Annotated in this window: 16 protein-coding genes; 3 read left to right on the top strand and 13 right to left on the bottom strand. The window is 72.8% G+C overall.

Annotated elements, in window-relative coordinates:
* Positions 1 to 7 precede the first annotated feature (7 nt).
* The 10 genes from ACIRR9_RS28990 to ACIRR9_RS28945 form a co-directional block, all read right to left on the bottom strand.
* Positions 8 to 949, bottom strand: coding sequence for an AAA family ATPase (locus ACIRR9_RS28990; RefSeq protein ID WP_403757586.1), 942 nt, complete (start codon positions 947 to 949; stop codon positions 8 to 10).
* The gene (locus ACIRR9_RS28985; RefSeq protein WP_403757583.1) at positions 946 to 1,323 is read right to left on the bottom strand and encodes a CU044_2847 family protein; all 378 of its coding nucleotides are present in this window, start codon (positions 1,321 to 1,323) and stop codon (positions 946 to 948) included. The genes ACIRR9_RS28990 and ACIRR9_RS28985 overlap by 4 nt, the downstream gene beginning before the upstream one ends.
* Before the next feature lie 99 nt (positions 1,324 to 1,422).
* Complete coding sequence (gene fxsT, locus ACIRR9_RS28980; RefSeq protein ID WP_403757580.1) at positions 1,423 to 4,425, bottom strand: FxSxx-COOH system tetratricopeptide repeat protein; 3,003 nt, start codon at positions 4,423 to 4,425, stop codon at positions 1,423 to 1,425.
* 121 nt (positions 4,426 to 4,546) lie between these two features.
* Entirely contained in the window at positions 4,547 to 5,947 is a 1,401-nt protein-coding gene (locus ACIRR9_RS28975; protein ID WP_403757940.1) for an aKG-HExxH-type peptide beta-hydroxylase, read from the bottom strand.
* Positions 5,947 to 7,101, bottom strand: a complete 1,155-nt coding sequence (locus tag ACIRR9_RS28970) for an FxsB family cyclophane-forming radical SAM/SPASM peptide maturase (RefSeq protein WP_403757578.1) — start codon at positions 7,099 to 7,101, stop codon at positions 5,947 to 5,949. The genes ACIRR9_RS28975 and ACIRR9_RS28970 overlap by 1 nt, the downstream gene beginning before the upstream one ends.
* Before the next feature lie 178 nt (positions 7,102 to 7,279).
* Complete coding sequence (gene fxsA / locus ACIRR9_RS28965; protein WP_123974197.1) at positions 7,280 to 7,432, bottom strand: FxSxx-COOH cyclophane-containing RiPP peptide; 153 nt, start codon at positions 7,430 to 7,432, stop codon at positions 7,280 to 7,282.
* 27 nt (positions 7,433 to 7,459) lie between these two features.
* The gene (locus ACIRR9_RS28960; RefSeq protein WP_403757575.1) at positions 7,460 to 11,245 is read right to left on the bottom strand and encodes an SAV_2336 N-terminal domain-related protein; all 3,786 of its coding nucleotides are present in this window, start codon (positions 11,243 to 11,245) and stop codon (positions 7,460 to 7,462) included.
* Between the two features lie 7 nt (positions 11,246 to 11,252).
* A complete protein-coding gene (locus ACIRR9_RS28955; protein ID WP_384571118.1) occupies positions 11,253 to 12,284 on the bottom strand; it encodes an AAA family ATPase in 1,032 nt (343 codons plus the stop codon).
* A gap of 112 nt (positions 12,285 to 12,396) precedes the next feature.
* Positions 12,397 to 14,655 carry a trypsin-like peptidase domain-containing protein gene (locus ACIRR9_RS28950; protein ID WP_403757572.1) on the bottom strand — a complete coding sequence of 753 codons (2,259 nt, stop codon included), beginning with the start codon at positions 14,653 to 14,655 and terminating at the stop codon, positions 12,397 to 12,399.
* Complete coding sequence (locus tag ACIRR9_RS28945; RefSeq protein WP_403757569.1) at positions 14,652 to 15,113, bottom strand: CU044_2847 family protein; 462 nt, start codon at positions 15,111 to 15,113, stop codon at positions 14,652 to 14,654. Before ACIRR9_RS28945 ends, ACIRR9_RS28950 begins: the two co-directional genes overlap by 4 nt.
* 226 nt (positions 15,114 to 15,339) lie before the next feature.
* On the opposite strand from ACIRR9_RS28945, the gene ACIRR9_RS28940 reads away from it, so the two are divergent.
* Positions 15,340 to 15,522 (top strand): DUF6104 family protein, encoded by a 183-nt coding sequence (locus ACIRR9_RS28940; RefSeq protein ID WP_018571400.1) that lies wholly within the window; start codon positions 15,340 to 15,342, stop codon positions 15,520 to 15,522.
* 159 nt (positions 15,523 to 15,681) lie between these two features.
* Here ACIRR9_RS28940 and ACIRR9_RS28935 read toward each other — a convergent pair whose 3' ends face one another.
* Positions 15,682 to 16,485: a hypothetical protein gene (locus ACIRR9_RS28935; protein WP_403757566.1), complete on the bottom strand. Its 804-nt coding sequence runs from the start codon at positions 16,483 to 16,485 to the stop codon at positions 15,682 to 15,684.
* 268 nt (positions 16,486 to 16,753) lie between these two features.
* Here ACIRR9_RS28935 and ACIRR9_RS28930 point away from each other — a divergent pair, with 268 nt between their 5' ends.
* Together ACIRR9_RS28930 and ACIRR9_RS28925 are read left to right on the top strand one after the other, a co-directional pair.
* On the top strand, positions 16,754 to 17,692 hold the full coding sequence (locus tag ACIRR9_RS28930; protein WP_365350914.1) for a DUF4097 family beta strand repeat-containing protein: 939 nt from the start codon (positions 16,754 to 16,756) through the stop codon (positions 17,690 to 17,692).
* Between the two features lies 1 nt (position 17,693).
* The gene (locus ACIRR9_RS28925) at positions 17,694 to 18,764 is read left to right on the top strand and encodes a PadR family transcriptional regulator (RefSeq protein ID WP_403757563.1); all 1,071 of its coding nucleotides are present in this window, start codon (positions 17,694 to 17,696) and stop codon (positions 18,762 to 18,764) included.
* Between the two features lie 51 nt (positions 18,765 to 18,815).
* On the opposite strand, the gene ACIRR9_RS28920 is transcribed toward ACIRR9_RS28925, so the two are convergent.
* Positions 18,816 to 19,781, bottom strand: a complete 966-nt coding sequence (locus tag ACIRR9_RS28920) for a zinc-binding dehydrogenase (protein WP_365350912.1) — start codon at positions 19,779 to 19,781, stop codon at positions 18,816 to 18,818.
* Positions 19,782 to 20,071: 290 nt separating this feature from the next.
* Positions 20,072 to 21,304: an NADP-dependent malic enzyme gene (locus tag ACIRR9_RS28915; protein WP_365353061.1), complete on the bottom strand. Its 1,233-nt coding sequence runs from the start codon at positions 21,302 to 21,304 to the stop codon at positions 20,072 to 20,074.
* Positions 21,305 to 21,470: the final 166 nt, after the last annotated feature.

Below are 21,470 nucleotides of genomic sequence, written 5' to 3'. Positions count from 1 at the left end.
TCCGCCCTCAGTCCGTCCCGAAGAGGTCCCCGAACTGGGCGTCGTCATCGGGCCCCCAGTCGAACTCGGCGCCGTGCGCGGTTTCGGGTCTGCGGTGCCTCAACGCCATGGGCAGGACCCTTCGCAGGTGTTCGGGCCCCACCTCGTCCGCTCCGTCCAGCGCCGCCAGGGCGCGGGCCGCCAGCATCGCGACGATCTCGCCGCGCTGCCCGACGGCGTCCACCCGCTCGGCCGTCGCGGCGCACAGCCGCAGGACCTCGTCGGGGACATGGACGTGCGGGGCGCGGCTGCGGGCGGCCGCCAGGCGCTCCCGGACGTCCGTGTCGTCCTTCTCGGCCGCGGCCAGCCAGTCGGACCTGTCCTTCGTCAGTTCCTGGTCGAAGTCGAGTACGGTCCGGAGCATGCGCCGGCGGGCGTCCGCGTCCAGCTGCCCGGCGGTCACCATCAGACCGAAGCGGTCGAGCAGTTGGGGCCGTAGCCCGCCCTCTTCCGGGTTCATGGTGCCGACCAGACCGAACGAGAGGTGCTTCGCGGTGTCGAGACCCTCGCGCTGCACGGACAGCACGCCGGTGGAGACGACGTCGAGGATGATGTTGACGAGGTGGTCGTCGAGAAGGTTGACCTCGTCCACGTAGAGCAGTCCCTTGTCCGCCTCTTCCAGCAGGCCCGGCTGCGGGCGGGTCTCGCCCCGGATGAGGGCGTCGAGGTCCCAGCCGCCGAGGACGCGGTCGTCGGTGGCGTTGATGGGCAGCGTGACGGGGAATCCGCCGTACGCCATGAGCGTGAACGCCCGGACGAGGGTGGACTTGGCGGTACCGCGAGGGCCGGCGATCAGCACCCCGCCGATGCGCGGCACGATGTGGTTGAGCTGGAGCGCCAGCTTCAGCTGCTCCTGCCCGACCACCCTCGAGTACGGCAGGATGTGCACACCGTTCGCGGCCCGGGTCATGAATCGGCTCCGGTCCCGGTGCGCCACCGGAAGGTGACCTGGAGCTGGGCCTCCGCCCCGCTCTTGACCAGCGCGACCACCCCGGCGTCGACCTTGATGGCGAGCTGCATCTCGATCTCGTCGGGCCGGACGTCCTCGCCCAGTTCCCCGAACCGGCGGACCGCCTGGGCGGCACACCGGCGGGCCAGATCGAGGGCGTCGGTGTACGCGTCACGGGCGACCCGCACTACGCGCTGCGCCGCTCCGTCCCGGGTGGCCTCGTCGCCGTATACGAGGTCGAGACCGTCGTGGGCGGCCGGGCGCAGGTCGGTCTCCACCTCTATGGGAATGGGGCCGTCCACGCCGTCCGGCTCGGGCCCGACCAAGATCACCACACGTCCCCCTGAGTGAACTCACGTGTGTTGCATGCTTGTTGGACCCGACTCCTTCCCCGGCGGGCGGCGTTTATGCGCGCCGGGGAAGTACCGCGGCCGTCAGCTCGCCTGGGGCTCGAAGTCCCAGTACGGCCTGTTGCGGGCGCGGGCCGAGATCGTGTGGACGTGCTGCCTGCCCAGCGTCGTCTCCAGGTCGGACAGTGCCTCCTGCTCGACCTTCTCGGCCTGTTGCCGGGAACGCAGTCCGCGCAGGTCGGCCGCATGGGCGATCCTGGCCGACAGGGTGAGCGGGTGGGTACGGCCGAGGACCTCGGTGGCCCGGGCGACGGTGATCCTGCTCAGTTCGGCGGCGGACTCCGTCTCACCGATGAGGTTGCGCAGAGCGGAGGCGTTGATGGCACAGCCGAGTGTGTAGGGGTGGTTCTCACCCACGGCCTCGGTCATGTCGGCGAGCGCCTGTTCGATCAGGACATGAGCGGCCTCGCGTTCACCGACGTTGCGCAGGACCAGGGCCTGGTTCGCCCGCGCGCCGACGGTGAACGGATGCCCCTCCGCGAGCAGTTCCTCGTAGCGGGCGAGGATGGACTCGCTGGTCTCGCGGGCCAGGTCGATGTCACCGTGCTCACGGTTGAAGCAGCTGTGGCTGACGGCGGCGGACAGTGTGCGGAGGTGGTTCTCGCCGAGTTTCCGCTCGTACCCCTCCAGCACCTGGGTGAGCAGCAGCCCCGCCCCGGCACGGTCCCCGCCCCGCAGCTGGCAGAGCGCCAGGTTGAGCTGGGCCCGCAACGCGTCCGGACTGCCCAGGCCGCCGACGTTCAGGTACTCGCGGACGTTCCGCTGGTGAATGGACTCGGCCTCCGCGTAGCGGCCCAGCAACCTGAGGTCGATGGCGTAGGACACCTCGGAGAAGAGAGTCATGAGGTGCCGGCCGGTCAGCACGAGGCGGCGTGTCTCCAAGGTCTGCCGGTCGGTCTGCATGGCCTCCTCGTACCGGCCCATGAGCCGCAGCGTGTACCCCTTGTTGTTCAGGGCGTTGAGGGTCCGGGAGTCCTGTTCGCCCAGGAGCTCCCGGTAGGCCGGGTACAGCCAGTCGTCGAGTTCGAGGGCCTCCTCGTAACGGGCCAGTTCACGGAGGTCGGCCCCGAGTCCGTTGGCCGCCCGAAGGTACTCCAGGGACCGCTCCCCACCCCGGCGCAGGTGCTCCATGGCTTCCCGGTCGAGCGCTTCGGTGTCCTCGAACCGGCCTGCCGACCGCAGCAGGTTGGCGTAGTGGTGCGTGGCCTCCCACACCCGCGGGTCCGACTCGCCCAGCAGCTCACGCCAGGCGTTGACGGTCCGCCTGCCGAGCTTCCAGCCCGAGGTGTACTCACCCGCCCACCACATGTACCGCAGGCAGTTGAGGACCAGGTTCTGTACTTTGCGGTCCGTGCTGTTGAGGACGTCGGCGTACTTCAGGTGCGGCACGAGTTCCGCGTACGCCTCCCAGTTGCGGGTGTCGGTCGGACGGCCGGGGTCGGCCTCGGCCAGCGCGCGCCGCACCACTTCGATGAACTCCCGCCGATTCTCCTCCGGCATGTCCTTGCCGACGATCTGGTGGACCATCCGGTGGAGGTACACCGACTCACCGGGCGAGGGGATCTCCTCCGAACCGACCTCGTGGGACTCCAGCCGGACCACGGAGTACTGCCGCAACTGGTTGATCGCCTTGTTCCAGAGCAGCGGATCGTCGAACAGCCTGGTCAGCTGTTCCGGCAGGTCGTCGGTCGACATCTCCCGCAACATGCGTACGGGGATGAACCCCGGCGCGAAGAACGTGCACAGGCGCAGCAGGTCGACCGACTCCGGAACGGTCTCGCGCAGCTTGTTCAGCAGTATCGCCCACGCGGTCTGGAAGGCCAGCGGGAAGTCCGCCGACACCTTGACGACGTCCGGGTCGACGCCGTCCTCCAGCAGGGCGATGTAGTCCTCGACCGAGAGGTCCGAGTCGTTGAGCCAGCCCGCCGTCTGGTCCAGCAGCAGGGGCAGGTCCTCCAGTGCCTCGGCGAGCTGGTCGGCTTCCGGCTCGGTCAGCCGGGGCGCGCGGCGCCTGATGAAGGCGACCGACTCGTCACGGTCGTAGACGTTCACCTCCAGCAGCTTGCTGTTGTGCTCATTCCACTCCGGGTTCCGGGAGGTGATGATCACATGCCCGGGGCCGGTCGGGACGAGGTCCCAGATCTGTTCCGGCTCGTCCGCGCCGTCCAGGATCAGCAGCCAGCGGGAGTAGGGATTGCCCCGCCGCAGCGAGTCACGCACCGCGCGCAGCCGCTCTCCGTATTCGTCACCCGTGGAGAGACCGAGTCTGGCGGAGAGTTCGGCCAGCACCCGGCGGTAGGTGACCCGGCTCTCCGAGTTGACCCACCACACCACGTCGTACTCGGAACCGAAACGGTAGACGTACTCGGCGGCCAGCTGGGTCTTGCCCACTCCGGGCATGCCGTGCAGCGTGAGGACGCCCGCGCCCGAGTCGCTGCCCTGGAGCAGGTGGTACGCGTCGTTCAGGACCGGCTCACGCCCCGTGAAGCGCGTGTTGCGACGCGGTACGCCACCCCATACCTCCGGCAGTGCGGCCGGGAACCGCGGGCCGCGGGAGCCGTCCAGCACCGGCCGGCCGTCGGTCGGCAGGTCCAGCCGGTCCAGCAGGCGGCGCTCCGCCTCGTCGGCGCCCATGTTGGTCAGGTCGACCGGGCCCAGCACCGCGATCGCCGCGGGCACCTGCGTGTTGGTGACGGAGACGGCCGCGAACTTGGACGGGTCCGGCCCGACCACTTCGCGCAGCGCCGCGTTCCACTCCTCGAAGGTCCGGGGACCGAGCTGGAAGTACCGCTCACTGACCAGGATCAGGATTCGGCCCTCCGCGAGCGCGAGACCGCGCAACAGGTCCACCAGGGTCTCCTCGGCCGGGGAGTCCCAGCGCACATAGGAGACCCGGACGCCCTGCCGCTCCAGCCTGTCCCCGATCCACGCCGCCCAGGCCCGGTTGAACCCGGCGAAGCTGATCGTGACGGTCTGCCTCGCGGCCCCCCTCTCGGTCGACCTGACCGGCGTACGAGTTTCAGACATGCGACGGCCTCCACGCGTAGTCATAAAATCCTAGAACCTCGGTGCGGCCCTGGGGAGTCCGCCGACTTCGGAACCGGCACCTCGGCTCGACGATCTTTGCGCAGCAGCGCCTGAGAAGTCGTCATTTCCGGGATTCACCACGGGGTTGACGCTGAGTCCACAGCGTACGCACCGCCTTGACGTACTCCTGCGCGCGCGCCGCGTGTCCCCGGGGCGCGGGGTGCGTCGTGTGCCGTTCGTGCGCCGCCGCCATCTCGTCCACGAACCGCCGGCCCACCGCCGTGAGGTCCGAGGACGCGACCAGCGCGGGCAGCGCGGCCCCCACCTGGGCGTGGTAGCGCGCGTACTGCGCCCACGCGCCCTCGCTGAGCGCCGGCTCCACGGTGAGCGCCCGGCGCTGGAAGAAGTCCGCCAGGGCGAGATGCGAGTACGCGCCCTGCAGCAGGCCGTCGTACGGCCTCGGGTCCGGGCGCCAGGGCGCGAAGTACAGGGCCCCGGGACCCGCCCGGTGCAGCTCCACCATCTCGCTCAGCGCCGCCAGTTTGGTGTGCTGGAGCTCATGGACGAGGGTCGCGGCGAAGGCGACCGGGGTCACGGGAGCGCTGCTGAGCAACGCGCCGAACGCCTCCCGCCGGGTTCCGCTGCAACTGCCCCGGCTCCCCGCCCCGGGCGGCATCTCCAGCGGGACCAGGCATCGCAGCAGCGCCAGCGCCTCCGTGAGCCGCCCCTCGCCGCCCGTACGGAGTACCGCGGCCGTGCCGGACCAGCTCTGCAGCCACCGCTTGCGTTCGGCGTCGTCCGGGCGGGCCGGACCGCTCAGCGCGTACTGGTCGGGTTCGCGGGGCGGTACGCGGTAGGGGTCGAGGTCGTCCAGGGGCATGGGGGCCGCGCCGGGCACCAGGCCCGGCAGCGCGTACGCCGAGGTCCAGGCGTGCGAGCCGGACCAGGCGCCGGTCCCGTTCTCCAGGAAGACAGTGGTGTCCTGGCCGAGGGTCATACGTGACCGGTCGTAGGACACCCGGACCCGGACGTCCCCCTGTTCCGCCGTGCGCAGGGCACCCAGCGACGGAAGGACCAGGATGCCGTCACGGGCCGTCAGGTCCACGGCGAACGGGATCCCGGCGCGGGCCGCGGCCACCGCCGCCACCGCGCTGAAGTAGGCCAGATCGCAGGCGAGTTCGCGGCGCTGTTCCTGCGTCGGGGGACCGGTCCGCGGGTCGAGGCCGGTCAGGCAGCGGCGGACCCAGGGACCGAGCAGCGGATACCCCAGCCTGGTCCGCGCCGGGGAGTCCGGGCCGCCGGCCCGGTCCGCCGCCGTCAGCAGCGCCCAGTCCTCCCGCAGCCTCGCCTTCGCCGACGGCGGGCACAGCTCCGGATCCGCCGTCTCCGCCGCGTCCAGGACCGCGCGCAGCAGGAGCAGCCGACGGGTGTCCTGGTCCCGGACGAGCAGGGCCAGCGTGTCGGCGTCGCCGTCGGTGCGCCCGAGTTCGGCGAGGGCCGTCTCCGGGACCGCCGGAAGTATCACGGGGTGCCCCCTTCACCAGAGGCCACAGCCGGCACCGCGTCCGCGGCGAGCCGGCCGGCCGCATGTCGGATGAAACGCTCCAGGTCGGCGCAGTACACCGAGGGATTGCGGAAGCCGTGCCCGGCCCGGTACCGGTGGGCGTAGTGGCCGCCGCCGCACACGGACAGCAGCGGACAGGACCGGCACTCGTCGGCGAGGGCCGCCGCGCCCGCCTGCCGGGCGGCGACCCCCGGGTGCCGCAACGCTTCGTCGAACGCGTGCCTGAAGACGTCCAGGCCGGTTCGCGCGGCCCCCTCGTACGCCGACTTCAGCGAGTCGACCTGCTCGATCGACCCGTCCGTCTCCACCACGAGCGCGTCGAAGGGGGCCAGGCCGAGGGACTCGGTGGCCGCGGGCAGGCCGAGCAGCAGGGCGAGACACTCCTCGAAGAGGCGGACCCGGGTCTCCCGGCGGCCGGCCGACCACCAGCGGTCGAAGACCGCACAGAGCCAATCACCGTACCGGACACCGGACTTGTGCGGCGGCGGCACCGACCAGTTGCCGTGCGGGAGGAGCAGGTCGATGACGGGTGGCCCCAGTTCGAGCAGGGACTCGTACGTCTCCACCGGATCCAGCATGGGGTCCACGACCGTCAGGAGGCCCGCGTACGACTCCGGGAAGCGGTCGGCGACCAGGCGCACCCCGCGTGCCGCGGCAGGCCAGGACGGGCGGCCCGCGTGGTCGACGCGACGCGCGTTGTGCCGCGCGCGGCCGCCGTCGAGGCTGATGCCGATCTGGATACCGTGCCCGGCCAGAGCGCTCACGCGGTCCTGCGTCAGCAGGGTGGCGTTGGTCTGGACGGTGGCCCGGACCGTGCAGTCCTCGGGGACGCGCAAGCGTACGGCTTCAGTGAAGCCGGCGAGCGTGCCGACGCCCGCCAGCAGGGGTTCGCCACCGTGCAGGACCAGGGAGACCGTGGTCAGGCCGTGGGTGCGGGCGTGTTCGGCGATACGGTCGGCGGTGCGGTCGAGGACGGCGGGCGGGGCGGTGGCGGGGCGGGTGCGCCAGGTGCTGTCCGGACCCTCGTAGAGGTAGCAGTAGGTGCAGGCCAGGTTGCAACGGCCGTGCACCTTCACTATGAACTGACGGAAAGGGTGACCGGTCGCAGACACTCCAGCACCCCCATGCCGTACGCCTTTCCACCCGTTTCAGGCCGCATCAGGCCGCATTCCCGGTCGAAGGCCGGACGCAAACCCGCCGCGATCGAAGTAGCCCTCTTCTGATTCCATTTGACCGAACGCGACCGTTTTTCGCTGCGCCATCTGGCTCACAGCGCGGCCTCCGCGCGGTTCACATCGCGTTGTTGAAACCCCAGAGCATCTCGCTCGGCCGTTCCGCCCGTTCTCGCAGCCCCTCCAACACCTCGCGCAGGACCGGGTGCTGAGCCGTCCTCAGCTCCTCCAGGTCCAGATCCAGCAGCTCCGGCAACGGCTCGTCCGACATGTCCCCGTTCCTCTCCCTCGTCCCCGCTCACTCCAGCGCAGCCAGCCGCTCCGCCGTGTCGTGCGCCGTCGGCTCGCCCGTGCTCAGCGTGCCGTCCGGCAGTCGTGACCACTCCGTGCGGGCGGCCCGGTAGGCCTCGCGGGCCGCCCTCGGGCGGGCGGCCGCCTCATAGGACATACCCCGCCAGTGGTGGGCCTGCGCGCCCAGCACCACCGCTTCCTGGCGGCCGCGCTCGGTGCGGGCCTCCTCCTCCGCCTCGCGGGCCGACTCGGCGGCGAGCCGGAAGGCGTCCACCGCCTCGTCGAGCCTGGTCGGACGGCCCAGGCTGCGGTAGGCCTCGTACTGCGCCTGGCCCAGCTCCAGCCGGCAGCGGGTGGCCAGCAGCGGGTCGTCGGCCGAGATCGCCGCATGCGCCGCGAGGCCGAAGAGGTACTCCGCCTCGCGCAGGTCCACCCGGTCGCCGCGCCGGTGGTAGCGCAGGATCAGCGCCCTGCCGAGCAGGAGCAGACGGTAGCCCGTCTCACGGTGTCCGGACGGGGTCTCCCGGCGGCAGTCCCGGAGCACCCGGATCGCCTGGGACAGGGGTGCCCAGGCGCGGTCGCCCGTCTCCGAGGCCGCCCGGCGCAGCAGGGCCTCGCCCCACTCGGCCAGGACCTGGGAGTAGGCCGGGTCGTCCCGGGGTACCTCCGCGGCCGCGTCCGCGAACGCGGCCGCCGCCTCCTGCAGTTCGCGCGGGTCGCCGGTCTCGGTGTACCGGGCGACCCGGATGCGCCCGGCCCTCAGGTGCAGGGCGGCGCGCCGGCCGCGCTTGCGGGTGACCGCCAGCGCCTCGTCGACCCGGTCCTGGGCCTCGTCCAGGGCGCCCCCCGCACGCAGCAGGGCGTCCACCAGGTCGAGCCGTACCGTCCCCCGGTCGGGGGCCTCGGCGCCGGACTCCAGGGCGTCGCGCAGCGAGCGGGACGCCTGTTCGGCGTAGCCGCGGGCCAGTTCGGGGTCGGCCGTCGCGTCGGAGAGGCGGAGGAGGAGGCGACCGTGGGCCCGGGGCAGTTCGGGCGGGCGGTTGCGGCGGTCCGGCCAGGCGTCGGCGAACGCCTCCAGCATGCCGACCGCGCCCTGCAGCAGCGCGCTGTCCCCGCCCAGGCTCCACTGCGCCTCCAGCGCGCCGACCCGTTCCAGGGTCAGCCGCAGCGCCTCCCGCTGGTCGAGGTCGGGGGCCCCGCAGGCCACCACGTACTCCCGGTCGGCGCGGCGCAGCAGGTCGAGGGCGCCCTCCCGGTCGCCGCGCCGCCTGCGGTCGGTGGCCGCCGCCCGCAACACCCTTGCCAACACGGCCCGTTCCCGCTGGGCGTGCGGATGGGCCACGGCCCGTTCCGCCGCCTCCTCGGCCTCGCGCAGCAGATCGGCGCCGCCCTGGACCTCCCACAGCCGCAGGGTGCAGAGGGCGTACTCCGCCCACAGCTCCGGGTCGGCGTCCACGGGATCCTCGTGCTCGGTGGCCCCGCGCAGCAACTGCACGGCGTCGATGAGGTCCTGGACCATGCCCTCGGTGTCGAACCGGGCGAGCAGGGCGCGGGCCCGGCCGACCGCCTGGTGGGTGGGGCGTTCGCCCGGTCGTACGGCGGTGTCGCGGCCGCCGTAGAGGCGGAACTGCTCGGGGAGCGGCATGAAGCGCTCCAGCACCCGGGCGGCGACCTCGGCGAAGGGCTGCGGGACCAGGGTCGCGTGACCGTTGTCGCCGTTACGGACCGGGTAGCCGGTGCCGGGCGGGGTGTACGGCCGTCCGGAGCCGCCGTCGCCGAGCTGGGCGAGGGCGAGGGCCGGGAAGTTGGGCCCACCCTTGCCGAAGCGCTGCTCGATGTACTCGGAGCAGTGCTTGAGGACGAGGAGGGCCTCGTCGCGGCCGAGGGTGGAGAGGAGGGCCTCCTGGACGTCGGGCTCCATCTCGTACCACTGGGTGCCGTCCGTGCCCTGGTCGACGTGGTCCTCTCGGGCGCGGCTGACCAGGCCGCCGAGCAGGACCTCGGCGAGTTCGGAGGGGCCGGAGTCGGGCAGCATGGTCCGCTGGACCAGTTGCATCACCGGCAGGCAGAGCGGGGCGGCGGCCAGATAGACGGCGAGGCGGCCGGCGCTCGGGGAGGCCACGGACTGGAACCTGCTGACCCGCTCGATCGGCGACGGCTGCCGCCCGGGGCGGGCCGCCGGCGCGGGCGGCTGGTCCGCGCGCACCCAGCCGACCGCGCCCGCGACCGGCCCGGCGCCGATCCCGGAGAGCAGCCTCGCCCACGCCCCGAGCGCCACCGGCTCGGGCGGCAGCACCGGTACCGGTACGGCGCCCCGAGGCCCGCCCGAGGCGGCACCCGCGAAGGTGCGCACATGCAGCGCGGTGGCGCCGCCCAGCGTCTCACCGCGGCTCAACTCGCCGTACGTCACGGGCAGTCGGGTGCGGCTCCACATCCGCTGCGGCAGTGGCTGGAGCACGGCGACCGGGGCCTGCCGGGACAGCTGGTACAGCAGCCGGTGGGCCCGGCCGCTGCGCCACAGCGGTCCGGCGCAGTCGCTGACGAGGACGGTGATACGGCGCCCGGTCGGGTCGCTGAGCCGGTCGGCGGTGTGCAGCGGGGCCGCGTGCACGTCGGCGCTGCGGCCGACCGCCGCCTCGCCGTCGGGCCCGGTGTGCAGATGGCTGATCTGGATGTCACCGAAGGCACCCAACTGACCGAAGACCTGGACCAGTTCGGCGAACATCCGGTCCCAGACCCGCATCGACGGGGAGGCCTCCAGGACCAGTTGGAGCCGGGCGTCGCCCCGGGTCACCGCGCGGTACACGGGCAGGATCAGGCCGCCCGCGCGGGCGCTGTGCTCGGCGGTCCCGGTCTCGTCCAGCTCAGTCCGCAGCGGCGGCGCGGCGCTGCGGTAGGCCTGCAACGGCCGTAAAGCGCGCTGGAGTTCGAGTGGTGCGGGCAGGGCAGGGGCCGCGGGTACACCGACCGGCAGCCCGGCGATCCGCCCGGCCGCCCGACTGTGCCCGGCGCCGTGCTGCGGCAGGGGATAGAGGGAGGCCCGGCGGTCGGCTCCGGTGGCCTCCGCGCCGGCGGGTCGTGTCCGGGACGGCGTGCCCGGTCCGGCCTCGGACGGGGTGTCCCGCCGCGGCTCGCTCACCGGCACGGCGGACCCGGACGAACCCCCTGGGCCGGACCCGCTGACCGACGGCTCCTCGGGCACCTCAACCGCGGGCCGCGCCCACCGGGCCAGCCACAGGGCGTCGCTCAGCCCCTCGGTATCCGGATCGAGCCCGACCTCCCGCAGCCTGCGGACAAGCTCGGCGAGCGGATCCCCGCCGGAGGACCCACCCGGGTCACCACCACCGCCGTCACCGTCACCGTCACCGAACCCACCGGGCTCACCCTCCCCAGAGCCCCCGCCGGAGTCACCGACACCATCCGCCCGCGAACCACCACCGGACACATCGGCACCATCGACCCCGGGACCACCACCGGACACGCCGAGGCCATCCGGCCCAGAGCCGCCATCGGAACCACCCACACGATCCGCTGCAGGACCGGCGCCGGACACGCCAGGGCCACCCGGCCCAGGAACCCTGTCGTCGACGTCAGTGAACCCGGCTGCCGAAGCCACCGCCGACGCGACGGAGCCACCCGTCGGCCCGGCGAAGCCCCCCGTCGGCGCGGTGAAGTCGCCTGCCGGCGCGGCGGAGTTGGGCGGTGGCGGGGTCGTGGTCGGTGTGGGTGGCCCGCTCGGCGGCCTGCCGGGGGTGGGTGGGACCGGGCCGTGTCGCGGTGCTGCGTCCGGCATCAGCGGCTCACCTCGGGCGGTCGAGTCGCTGGATGAGCAGGTCGGCGAGACGGTCGCGGCTCGGCGGGGCGGCCGCGTCGGTGAGGTAGATCGCGTTCAACAGCTGGTCGGCGGCGAGGAGTTCACTGCGGGAGCGCTCCAGGAACCGGTTGATCAGGTCGTCGCCCGCGCGGGCCGCCTCGTCGCCGAGGTGGGCGCGGACGAACGTGGCGAGCCGGTTGTGGTCGGGGCGGTCCAGCTGGAGATGGATGCAGCGGCGCATCAGCGGGGCCGGGAAGTCCCGCTCGCCGTTGCTGGTGAGGACCACGAACGGGAAGGCCCGGCAGCGCACCCGACCGTCCCGGACCCGGACCTTCGTGCCGTCGGCGGTCAGCACCTCGGCCTCGCCGTCCGGCAGCCGGTCGGCGATCCGCTGCAGCTCGGGTATCTCGAACTCGCCCTCCTCCAGTACGTTCAGGAGGTCGTTGGGCAGGTCGATGTCGCTCTTGTCGAGCTCGTCGATCAGCAGGACGCGGGGCGTGTCGGAGGGCAGGAGCGCGGTACCGAGCGGGCCGAGGCGGATATAGCTGCCGATCGCCTCGACGGCACCGGGGTTGCCGCCCGCCGCGCCGTAGCCGCCCTGCGCGGCGATCTGCACGTCCTGGAGGCGGGCGATGGCGTCGTAGTCGTACAGACCGTCATGGAGTGCGGAGCGGCTGACGATGGACCAGCGGAGCACGTTGCCCAGGCCCAGCTCGTACGCCACCGAGTGCGCGAGGGTGCTCTTGCCCGCGCCGGGGCTGCCGGTGACGAGGAGCGGGCGGCGCAGATACAGCGCCGCGTTGATCATCTCCAGCTCCTCGGCGCCGGGCCGGTGCAGCTCGGCCAGATGCCGGTGCGCGCCAAGCCTGCGGTCCCGGGAGCCGTCGCCGCCGTCGGCGCCTTCCTCGGCGTCCCGGCCGGAGAAGTCCCGCCAAGGGGGCGGCGGGGGCAGCCGGTCCATGCCGTCGTGAGGTTCCCCGGCGCCTCGGTAGATGAGCCACTCACTGGATTCGGTCATGTCCGGTCCTCGTCGTCACTCGTCCGTCCCGTCCCCACGGCAGCCGTCGAACGTGCATCACGTTATCGACCTTCACGAGACCTCGTAAGGGCCTCACACAGGGCGCGTGAGTTCACGGCGCCTCCAGCAGGTCACCGGCACCGGGCAGGGGTCGGTGCGGGTCGTCGTACAGGAGAGCGATGTCCTTGGCCCAGAACGCCTCCGTGAGCCCCTCGCGCACCTGTTTGCGCAACCCGTACACCAATTCGGGCAGCGCCCCGGCGCCGACCGCGTCGTAGACGGTCATCCGGGCGCCCCGGTGGAACTCCCCGCACACGGAGTCGGTCTGGCGGTTCCAGCGGCGCCACAGCACCACGCCGTACCCCGCCCGGACGATCCGCCCGAGTGCGGTGGCGTCGTCCGGGTAGCGCTGGTCGCCCTGGCGGCACAGCACCGGGACGGTCCCGTGCGCGAGGCCGCGCAGCACCGCCACGTCCGACACGGGCCGGCGCACCGCGTCGTCGCAGTCCAGTATCTCGGCCCTGGCGCGGGTGTCCGGGCGGTCGTGCCGGTCGTGCACCCACTGCCAGCGTTCGCGGCGGTCGGACTCCTCTTCGTCGCCGGGGAGTTCACCGCCGTAGCCGCCGGAGCCGTCGTAACTGCCGTAACCGCCGTAACCGCCGGAGCCGTCGTAACCTCCGTCCTCGGCCGGCAGTTGGTCGCGGTCCTTGCAGCGGACCACCACCGGCCGTTCTGCGCCCAGTGGTTCGGCACCGGACCGCAGTCGCCACTCGTCCACCGGCAGGTCGAGCAGCAGGTGCGGAAGGGCTGCGTGCAGCGGGACCGGGCGCCCGGGCTCGTCACAGCGCCGGAAGGCCTCGACGAGCGACTCGGCGACCCGGCCGGCGAGATCGTCGAGCGGGGCGCCCTGTCCGTCGCTCAGCGGGGTCGCCTCGCCTTCGGGCCCCACCACGGCGATCGACCAGTCGCAGTGGCCGCGGTTCCAGGCCAGATGCTCCACGTCGAGCAGGACGGAGAGGGAGAGCGGGACGGCCTCGTCCCGCGAGGTGCCGGGCGGGTGCGCCCGGGCCTGCTCCGGCGGCGCGCCCCCGGTCCGGTGTTCGGCTCGGTCGCGGCCGGGCCGCTCGCGCCGCCGGTCGCCGACGTGCTGCGCGCGCCTGCGGGCGAGATCGCTGCGGGTGTCGCTGTCCAGCCGGGTCGCCGCCTGCTTGATCCACTCCCACAGGGCTTGTTCGGCGTCGAGCACGAAGGGCGTGACCGGGCGCTCCGCGGTCATGACCCGCATCGCGTACTCGGCGACGAGCCGGAGGGTGCCGTCCTGCCGCGCGTTCTCGTACAGCGCGCCCAGTCCGTCGCGCCAGCCGCGCGGTGCGGGCGACAGCGTCGGTAGCCGGAAGCCCGGCAGCGAGTGGAGGATGTCGAGAAGGCCGCGGGTGCTCTCCGGAGGCGGCAGATCGGCGAGCCGGCCGAGCAGGTCGACCCGCTCGTCGGGGCTCAGCGTCCGGCCCGGACGGGTCCCCAGTTCGGCCTGGAGGTCGGTCCAGGTGGGGCGCCCGGAGTCGGTGGGCTGCTGCCGGTCGCGGTGGTAGCGGTCGTGGGCGTGGAAGACGGCCTGGTAGAGGTCGTGCTGGTACGGATCGTGATGGCGCAGACCGTGCCGGTACAGGTCGTGCGGCCGGTCGCCCGGCGCCACCGGCAGGGTGCGCAGCCGCTCGATCCCGATCGACGTGCCGCCCGATCCGTGGTCCGCACGGGACTTCAGCACGCCGACGACCTCGCCGCGCGCCGGGTCGATCACGGGCCCGCCGGAGACGCCGAGCGGCAGGTCGTTCTCCCCGAGGCGCAGCTGGGCACCCGTCGACCAGCCGCCGATGGTGCCGTGCACGGTCAGCGAGCCGTCGTGCGGCTGCGGCTGCCCCTGGAAGGGGGCCCAGCCGGCGTAGAACACCCGTCCCTCGGTGTAGTGCGGCATCGGCCGCTCGGACACGTAGACACACTCGTGCTCCACCGGCTCACGCAGCCGGACGAGCGCCAGGTCGGGAGCGGGCCAGCTGCCCTGCCCCGGGCGGTCGACATGCTCCGGAAGGGTCGCCGCGACCTTGCCGGGCACGGCTCGGGGCTCGTCGTAGGGACCGGGCTGGTAGATCACGGTGACCTCGCCCCCTTCCCCGCCGTGGATCACATGGGCGCAGGTCAGCACCCAGTTCGGCGCGATGAAGAAACCACTGCCGAGAAACGCCCCGGACTCCTCCGGGGCATACCCGACACCTGTGCGATGAATGCGCACGGTGGCCGCCATCACGAGTTCACGCAGCGCGTGATGGGCCGGCTCCGAGCCGCCGGACGCGCCCCAGTCGTACCGGTCCGTCATTCCGCGCCCCCGGACCCGGCCCCCTGGGCGCCCCCTTGCACCGGGGCGCCGTGCGACGCGCCCGCGTGCGAGGCCGGGGAGCCGTCGTGGCCGACGGCGTCCGGATCGGGCGGACCGCCCCCGTGCCAGGTCAGCGTCACCGTGATCGCGGCCTTCGCCTCCCCGTCCGCGAGCAGCCCCACGACCTTCCCGGCCTTCGCGGTCAGCTCGATCCCGAACTCGACGCTCACCTCGTCGGGCCGCACGGCACGCAGCGGCTCGGCGAGCGACCGCGCCACCCCGTTCACCAGCGAGTGCAGACTCTCCACGCTCGCCTCCACCCGCTCGGCGAACCCGGTGTCCGTGTACGACAGCTCCCCCGTCGGCACGGTCAGTTCCTCGGCGCCGGAGATCCGCGCCCACACCGGCGTACCGTCCGGCAACCGCACCCGCGCTATCCGCGTGGCGTCCTGCTCCATCCCGCTCCCCCGTTCCCCCGAGCCCCGTGTGCTCCCTACACCCTGTCGATCGTGGTTTCCCGCCCTCTCCGCACGGGAACACATCGCCGTTTCCGTCCCACGGGGAAAGACTCCTTCCCTCCGGAGACGAGCCCTACCCTTCGGCGACGGCACACCTTCGCCGTCCGCCTAGGCTGGTAGGCGCCCATCACCGGGCACCCACACTTGTCATGCAGGAGAGCACCCCATGTACTTCACCGACCGAGGCATCGAGGAACTGGAGAAGCGGCGCGGCGAGGAAGAGGTCACCTTCGAGTGGCTCGCGGAACAGCTCCGCACGTTCGTCGACCTGAACCCCGACTTCGAGGTCCCGGTGGAGCGGCTGGCGACGTGGCTGGCGCGACTGGACGACGACGAGGACGAGGAGTAGGCGGCTCCTGGGCCGGCCTCGGGGGCGGTGCTCCGCCGCACCGGGAGGGGAGAGCGCCCCGCAAGGGGCGCTGGGGGTCCCCCGGCCGAAGGCTGGGGGAGGAACTGCGCGGGCGACCACGGACGGCCCGCAGCCGAAGTACGACGTGCACCCGCCCGATCAATCACGCGGAAACACGGTCTCGTACGACAGCTCCAGCCCTCCGTGCGCCATGAGCACCATCCCCACCGCAGCCCACCCCGCACTGCGCCGCCGCACCCCCCACGCCGCGACCGGCACCCCCACGGCCACCTCGGCCAGGGCCAGCCGATGAGCCCTCGGCATCCCTCCCGCCACCGCGACACCCCGGATACACCCGACGCCCCCGACATGCCTCACGTCGGCCCCGGCGCCGGCCACCTCGCGGAGACGGTCGCCGGGCTCACCCGGCGCGAACCCCTCCGGGAGTTCCACCCCCGCGTGCGTGAGGACCGCGATCAGCCCCCGCAGGCGCGCGCGGGCGTCGGCCGCCGGATCCCGCGCGGTCAGCCTGTCGAGGAGCTGCCCGTCCAGCACGGGGTCCAGCCCCAGCCGCGCCGCGAACGCGTGCATCGCCTCGCTCTGCCCCGCCGGCGTGCCGTCGGCGAGCCACGCACAGCCGACCGGGCGGCGGAAGCCGGACGCGAGGACGCAGCCGGCCCGGTCGGCGTCCCACCACAGCGCGAGCACGGGCCACGCGGAACCCACCGCGAGCGCGGCGGCCCAGCCGGTGAGGACGCGGTCGACGGGCTCACCCCCGCGCAGCCACGGTGCGCCCTCGGGGACCAGGACGCTCCACTCGCCGGCCCTGGTCAGCAGCATCCGTTCCCGCAGCAGAGGGGCGAGCGGGGCGACGGCGTCGGGGGCGGCCCGGCACAGCAGCAGCGCCCCGGGGGCGGGCGCGGAGGCAGGCCGGGAGGCGGCCTTCGATTCGTCCGGCGGCATGAACACACGCTAAGCAATTCATCCGCCTACCGCCCGATATGCATCCCTGCACGCCTCTACATGCCCTCTACATGCCCTCTACATGCCCTCTTGCATACACCCCGCCAAGCCCGCCCGAGGTCAACCTCGGATCCAACCCATCACGCGAAAGGGTGTCTTGACTTCCCACAGCCACGATATATCGTGTTTCACGGAAGACGCGATATGGCGCGAGCCGTGCATGCGCGTCCTTGTCAGCCGTAGTGCCCGGCCGAGGGAGGTCCGCACCATGTCCAAGTCCGAGTGGTCCGTCGCCAAGCCCAGCAAGCTCGACTTCGATACCCCCGTGAGCGATCTGCACGTCCGCATCGTCAACGGAACAGTCAACGTCGTGGGCACGGACGAGGGTTCCGCCCGCCTGGAAGTCTCCGAGATCGAGGGCCCGCCCCTGATCGTCACGCATGAGGGCAACACCCTCACGGTGGCCTACGAGGACCTGCCCTGGAAGGGCTTCCTCAAGTGGCTCGACCGCAAGGGCTGGCGGCGCCACGCGGTCGTCTCGCTCGCCGTCCCGGCGGACACCCGCGTGGAGGTCGGCGTGGTCGGCGCCGCCGCGGTCGTCTCCGGGATCAGCGGCACCTCGGTGGTCAGGGGCGTCACCGGCGACACCACCCTGGTCGGCCTCTCCGGCGAGGTCCGCGCGGACACCGTGTCGGGGAACCTGGAGGCCCAGGCCGTCACCGGCGACCTGCGGTTCAACTCCGTGTCCGGCGACCTGACCGTCGTCGAGGGCTCGGGCCCCGCCGTCCGCGCCGACTCGGTCAGCGGCTCCATGATCATCGACCTGGACCCGGACGGCCCGACCGACGTCAGGCTGACCAGCGTCTCCGGCGAGATCGCCATCCGGCTTCCGCACCCGGCCGACGCCGAGGTCGAGGCCAACACCGCGAGCGGCACCATCTCCAACGCCTTCGACGGACTGCGGGTGCACGGCCAGTGGGGCGCCCACAAGATCACCGGCCGCCTCGGCGCGGGCACCGGAAAGCTCCGCGCCACCACGGTCTCCGGCTCCATCGCCCTGCTGCGCCGCCCGCCCAAGGAGGACGACGACGAGAGGGCGGCCTGGGAGGCCGAGCCGCCCACCGGCGCCGGGCCGCACAGCGAGCCGGGAGACAATGCCGACGCCGCTGCCCCGGCCGACGGCACGACCGACAAGAAGGTGCTCTGACATGCCTCCCGTCTTCGCCCATGGCCGCCTCCGCCTCTACCTGCTCAAGCTGCTGGACGAGGCCCCGCGCCACGGCTACGAGGTGATCCGCCTCCTCGAAGAGCGCTTCCAGGGCCTGTACGCCCCGTCGGCGGGCACCGTCTACCCCCGCCTCGCCAAGCTGGAGGCCGAGGGCCTGGTCACGCACACCACCGAGGGCGGCCGCAAGGTGTACGCCATCACGGACGCCGGCCGCGCCGAGCTGGCGGACCGCAGCGGCGAGCTGGCCGACCTGGAGCTGGAGATCCGCGAGTCGGTCGCCGAACTGGCCGCCGAGATAAGGGCCGACGTGCGCGGCGCGGCCGGCGATCTGCGCCGCGAGGTGCGCGCGGCCGCCTCCGAGGCCCGGCACGGCGGCGCGGGGGCCGGGGCCGGGGAGTACGGCGACCTCGGTGACAAGGAGTCGTGGCGGGCCGCCAAGGAGGAGATGCGCCGGGTCAAGCAGGAGTGGAAGGAGCAGGCCCGCCGCGCCAAGGACGAGAGCCGCCGGGCGCGTGACGAGGCCCAGCGGGCCCGCCGGCAGGCCCAGGAGGCCCAGGCCCGGGCGCGGGCCCAGGCCCAGGAGGAGATGCAGCGCATCGGCCGCCGGGTGCAGGAGCACGTCCAGGACCACTTCACGCGTGGCGACTGGCCGACGGGGGTCCGCGAGGGTCTCGCCGAACTCGCCAAGGAGTTCGGCGAGTTCGGGAAGGACTACGGCAAGGAGTTCGGCAAGGACTTCGGCTTCGGCGGCCGTACCGAGCCGGAGCCCGGAACCGGCCCGGACCTGCGCAAGTCGGCACCGGCGCCGGAGTACTCGGGCACCCCGGAGGACTTCCCGGCGCAGTACGCCCCGGCGTGGGCGCACGGCGACGAGACCGGCACCGGTGACCCGGCCCGTGACCTCGACCGGCTCCTGGACCGCTTCCGCGACGACATCCGCGACGCGGCCCGCGACCACGGGGTGACGGCGGACCAGCTCCGTGACGCCCGCGGCCATCTGTCGACGGCGGCGGCCCACATCGGAGCGCTGCTGCGCGGCCCGAAACCCTGAGCGCCGGTGGACGAAGGCGGGCCCGACCGCGTAGCGCGGGCCCGCCCCCGTTCAGGAATTCGTCAGCACGATCTTCCCGAACTGGTCGCCGGACTCCAGCCGCTCGAAGCCCTCGCGAGCGCGGTCGAGCGGGAGCAGTTCGTCGATGACGGGGCGTACGCCGGTGGCGGCGCAGAAGGAGAGCAGGTCCTCCAGCTCGTCCTTGGTGCCCATCGTCGAGCCGACCACCTTCAGTTCGAGGAAGAAGATCCGGGTCAGCTCGGCGTGCGAGGGGCGGTCGCCGCTGGTGGCGCCCGAGATGACGATGGTGCCGCCGGGCCGCAGCGACTTCACCGAGTGGGACCAGGTGGCGGCACCGACGGTCTCGATGACGGCGTCCACGCGCTGCGGCAGCCGGGCCCCCGGCTCCACGGCCTCGACGGCGCCCAGTTCCAGGGCCCGCTTGCGCTTCGCCTCGTCTCGGCTGGTGGCGAAGACCCGCAGCCCCGCGGCCTTGCCGAGCACGATCGCGGCCGTGGCGACACCGCCGCCGGCGCCCTGCACGAGGACCGAGTCGCCGGGGCGTACACCCGCGTTGGTGAAGAGCATCCGGTACGCCGTCAGCCAGGCGGTGGGCAGACAGGCGGCCTCCGCGAAGGAGAGCTCCCTGGGCTTGGGCAGGATGTTCCAGGTGGGTACGGCGACCTGCTCGGCGAAGGTGCCCTGGTAGCGCTCGGTGAGGATGGAGCGGGGCTCGTCCGGCCCGACCCCGTGACCGCTCTGCCCGATCACGGAGTGCAGGACGACCTCGTTGCCGTCCGCGTCGACGCCGGCGGCGTCACAGCCGAGGATCATCGGCAGCCGGCCCTCCGGGAGGCCGACCCCGCGCAGGGACCAGAGGTCGTGATGGTTGAGGGAGGCGGCGCGGACGTCGACGGTACTCCAGCCGGGCCGGGCGGCGGGGGCGGGACGGTCCCCCAACTCAAGTCCGGAGAGCGGCTGGTCGCGGTCGATTCGGGCGGCGTAGACGGCGAACATGAAGCCGACGATAGGTTTTCGCGGCCGAGCGCGAAACCGGGGACCGCTGTGACACATACCCTCTTGCGCACAACGCGCCCCGTAAGGGGCGCTGGGGGTACCCCCGGCCGAAGGCTGGGGGAGGAACTGCGCGCCCAGCCCCCACCCACCGGCACCAGACAACGGCCCTGCCAACCCCAACGCGGGGGTCTGGGGGCGGCAGCCCCCAGCACAACGACGACCTCGTAAGCACCCGATCGGGTGGGCGGGCAAAGAAATGGCCCCGCCCAAGCAGGACGGGGCCATAAGGGCTAGCGCCGGGCGACACCCTCGGCCCGCGCGGCCGCGGCCACCGCCGCGGTCACGGCAGGAGCGACCCGCTCATCGAAAGGAGACGGGATGACGTAGTCGGCGGCCAGATCGTCGCCGACGACCGCCGCCAGCGCCTCCGCCGCCGCGATCTTCATCCCCTCGGTGATCCGGGAGGCCCGCACCTGGAGGGCACCGGCGAAGATGCCGGGGAACGCCAGCACGTTGTTGATCTGGTTCGGGAAGTCCGACCGCCCGGTGGCCACGACCGCCGCGTACTTGTGGGCGACGTCGGGGTGCACCTCGGGGTTCGGGTTGGCCATGGCGAAGACGAAGGACCCCTCCGCCATGGAGGCGACGGCCTCCTCCGCGACCGTACCGCCGGAGACGCCGATGAAGACGTCCGCGCCGGCCAGCGCGTCCTCAAGGGTGCCCTTGAGCCCGGCCTTGTTGGTGAACCCGGCGACCTGGCGCTTGACCTCGGTGAGGTCGTCGCGGTCGGCCGAGATGATGCCCTTGCGGTCGGCGAGGGCGACATCCCCGATGCCGGCCTCGACCAGCATCTTGGCGATGGCGACCCCGGCCGCACCGGCGCCCGAGATCACCGCCCGCAGCTGACCGATCTCGCGTCGGCTGAGCCGCGCGGCGTTCCGCAGCGCCGCCAGCGTCACCACGGCCGTACCGTGCTGGTCGTCGTGGAAGACCGGGATGTCGAGCCGCTCCTGGAGCTTGCGCTCGATCTCGAAGCACCGCGGTGCCGAGATGTCCTCCAGGTTGACCCCGCCGAAGGAGGGGGCGAGCCGGACGACGGTCTCCACGATCTCGTCGACGCCGGTGCAGGCCAGGGCGATCGGGACCGCGTCCACGCCGCCGAACTGCTTGAAGAGGATCGCCTTGCCCTCCATCACGGGGAGGGAGGCCTCGGGGCCGATGTCCCCGAGTCCGAGCACGGCCGTGCCGTCGGTGACGACGGCGACGACGGACGACTTCCATGTGTAGTCGTTGACCAGGTCGGGCTGTTCCGCGATCGCGGTGCACACGCGCGCGACTCCGGGCGTGTACGCGAGGGAAAGGTCGTCCTTGTCACGGAGCGGCACGGTGGCCTGCACGGCCATCTTGCCGCCGCGGTGCAGCGCGAACGCCGGATCGAAGGAATCGAGGGGCTCGGCCCCGCCGTCCTGGTCCGAACTGCCCGACGCGCTGTCGCTGCGAGGATTGACGATCTCCGCTGCCACTTGTCTTACCCCTTAGGTATGCATGGTTTGAGGGTCGGCCACTCCCGGTGAGGGGGTGGACGGGCACCGCGCAGGGCCCGATCACTGATACGTACGAGTGGCACGTACGAGCGCCTGCGCGACGGACGCGCCGCACACGCGCCCTGAGCCCCGGATGAGGGGTGTA

The sequence above is a fragment of the Streptomyces sp. NPDC101234 genome, from assembly GCF_044767525.1.
Classification (GTDB): domain Bacteria; phylum Actinomycetota; class Actinomycetes; order Streptomycetales; family Streptomycetaceae; genus Streptomyces; species Streptomyces sasae.
The sequence above is the reverse complement of the archived record's forward strand: the minus strand, read 5'-3'. Positions and strand labels throughout refer to the sequence as shown.

Coding starts and splice junctions, on each gene's coding strand:
- fxsT (WP_403757580.1), bottom strand. CDS start 4,425: ATGTCTGAAACTCGTACGCCGGTCAGGTCGACCGAGAGGGGGGCCGCG.
- ACIRR9_RS28930 (WP_365350914.1), top strand. CDS start 16,754: ATGTCCAAGTCCGAGTGGTCCGTCGCCAAGCCCAGCAAGCTCGACTTC.
- ACIRR9_RS28920 (WP_365350912.1), bottom strand. CDS start 19,781: ATGTTCGCCGTCTACGCCGCCCGAATCGACCGCGACCAGCCGCTCTCC.
- ACIRR9_RS28940 (WP_018571400.1), top strand. CDS start 15,340: ATGTACTTCACCGACCGAGGCATCGAGGAACTGGAGAAGCGGCGCGGC.
- ACIRR9_RS28950 (WP_403757572.1), bottom strand. CDS start 14,655: ATGACGGACCGGTACGACTGGGGCGCGTCCGGCGGCTCGGAGCCGGCC.
- fxsA (WP_123974197.1), bottom strand. CDS start 7,432: ATGTCGGACGAGCCGTTGCCGGAGCTGCTGGATCTGGACCTGGAGGAG.
- ACIRR9_RS28925 (WP_403757563.1), top strand. CDS start 17,694: ATGCCTCCCGTCTTCGCCCATGGCCGCCTCCGCCTCTACCTGCTCAAG.
- ACIRR9_RS28935 (WP_403757566.1), bottom strand. CDS start 16,485: ATGCCGCCGGACGAATCGAAGGCCGCCTCCCGGCCTGCCTCCGCGCCC.
- ACIRR9_RS28955 (WP_384571118.1), bottom strand. CDS start 12,284: ATGACCGAATCCAGTGAGTGGCTCATCTACCGAGGCGCCGGGGAACCT.
- ACIRR9_RS28990 (WP_403757586.1), bottom strand. CDS start 949: ATGACCCGGGCCGCGAACGGTGTGCACATCCTGCCGTACTCGAGGGTG.
- ACIRR9_RS28945 (WP_403757569.1), bottom strand. CDS start 15,113: ATGGAGCAGGACGCCACGCGGATAGCGCGGGTGCGGTTGCCGGACGGT.
- ACIRR9_RS28960 (WP_403757575.1), bottom strand. CDS start 11,245: ATGCCGGACGCAGCACCGCGACACGGCCCGGTCCCACCCACCCCCGGC.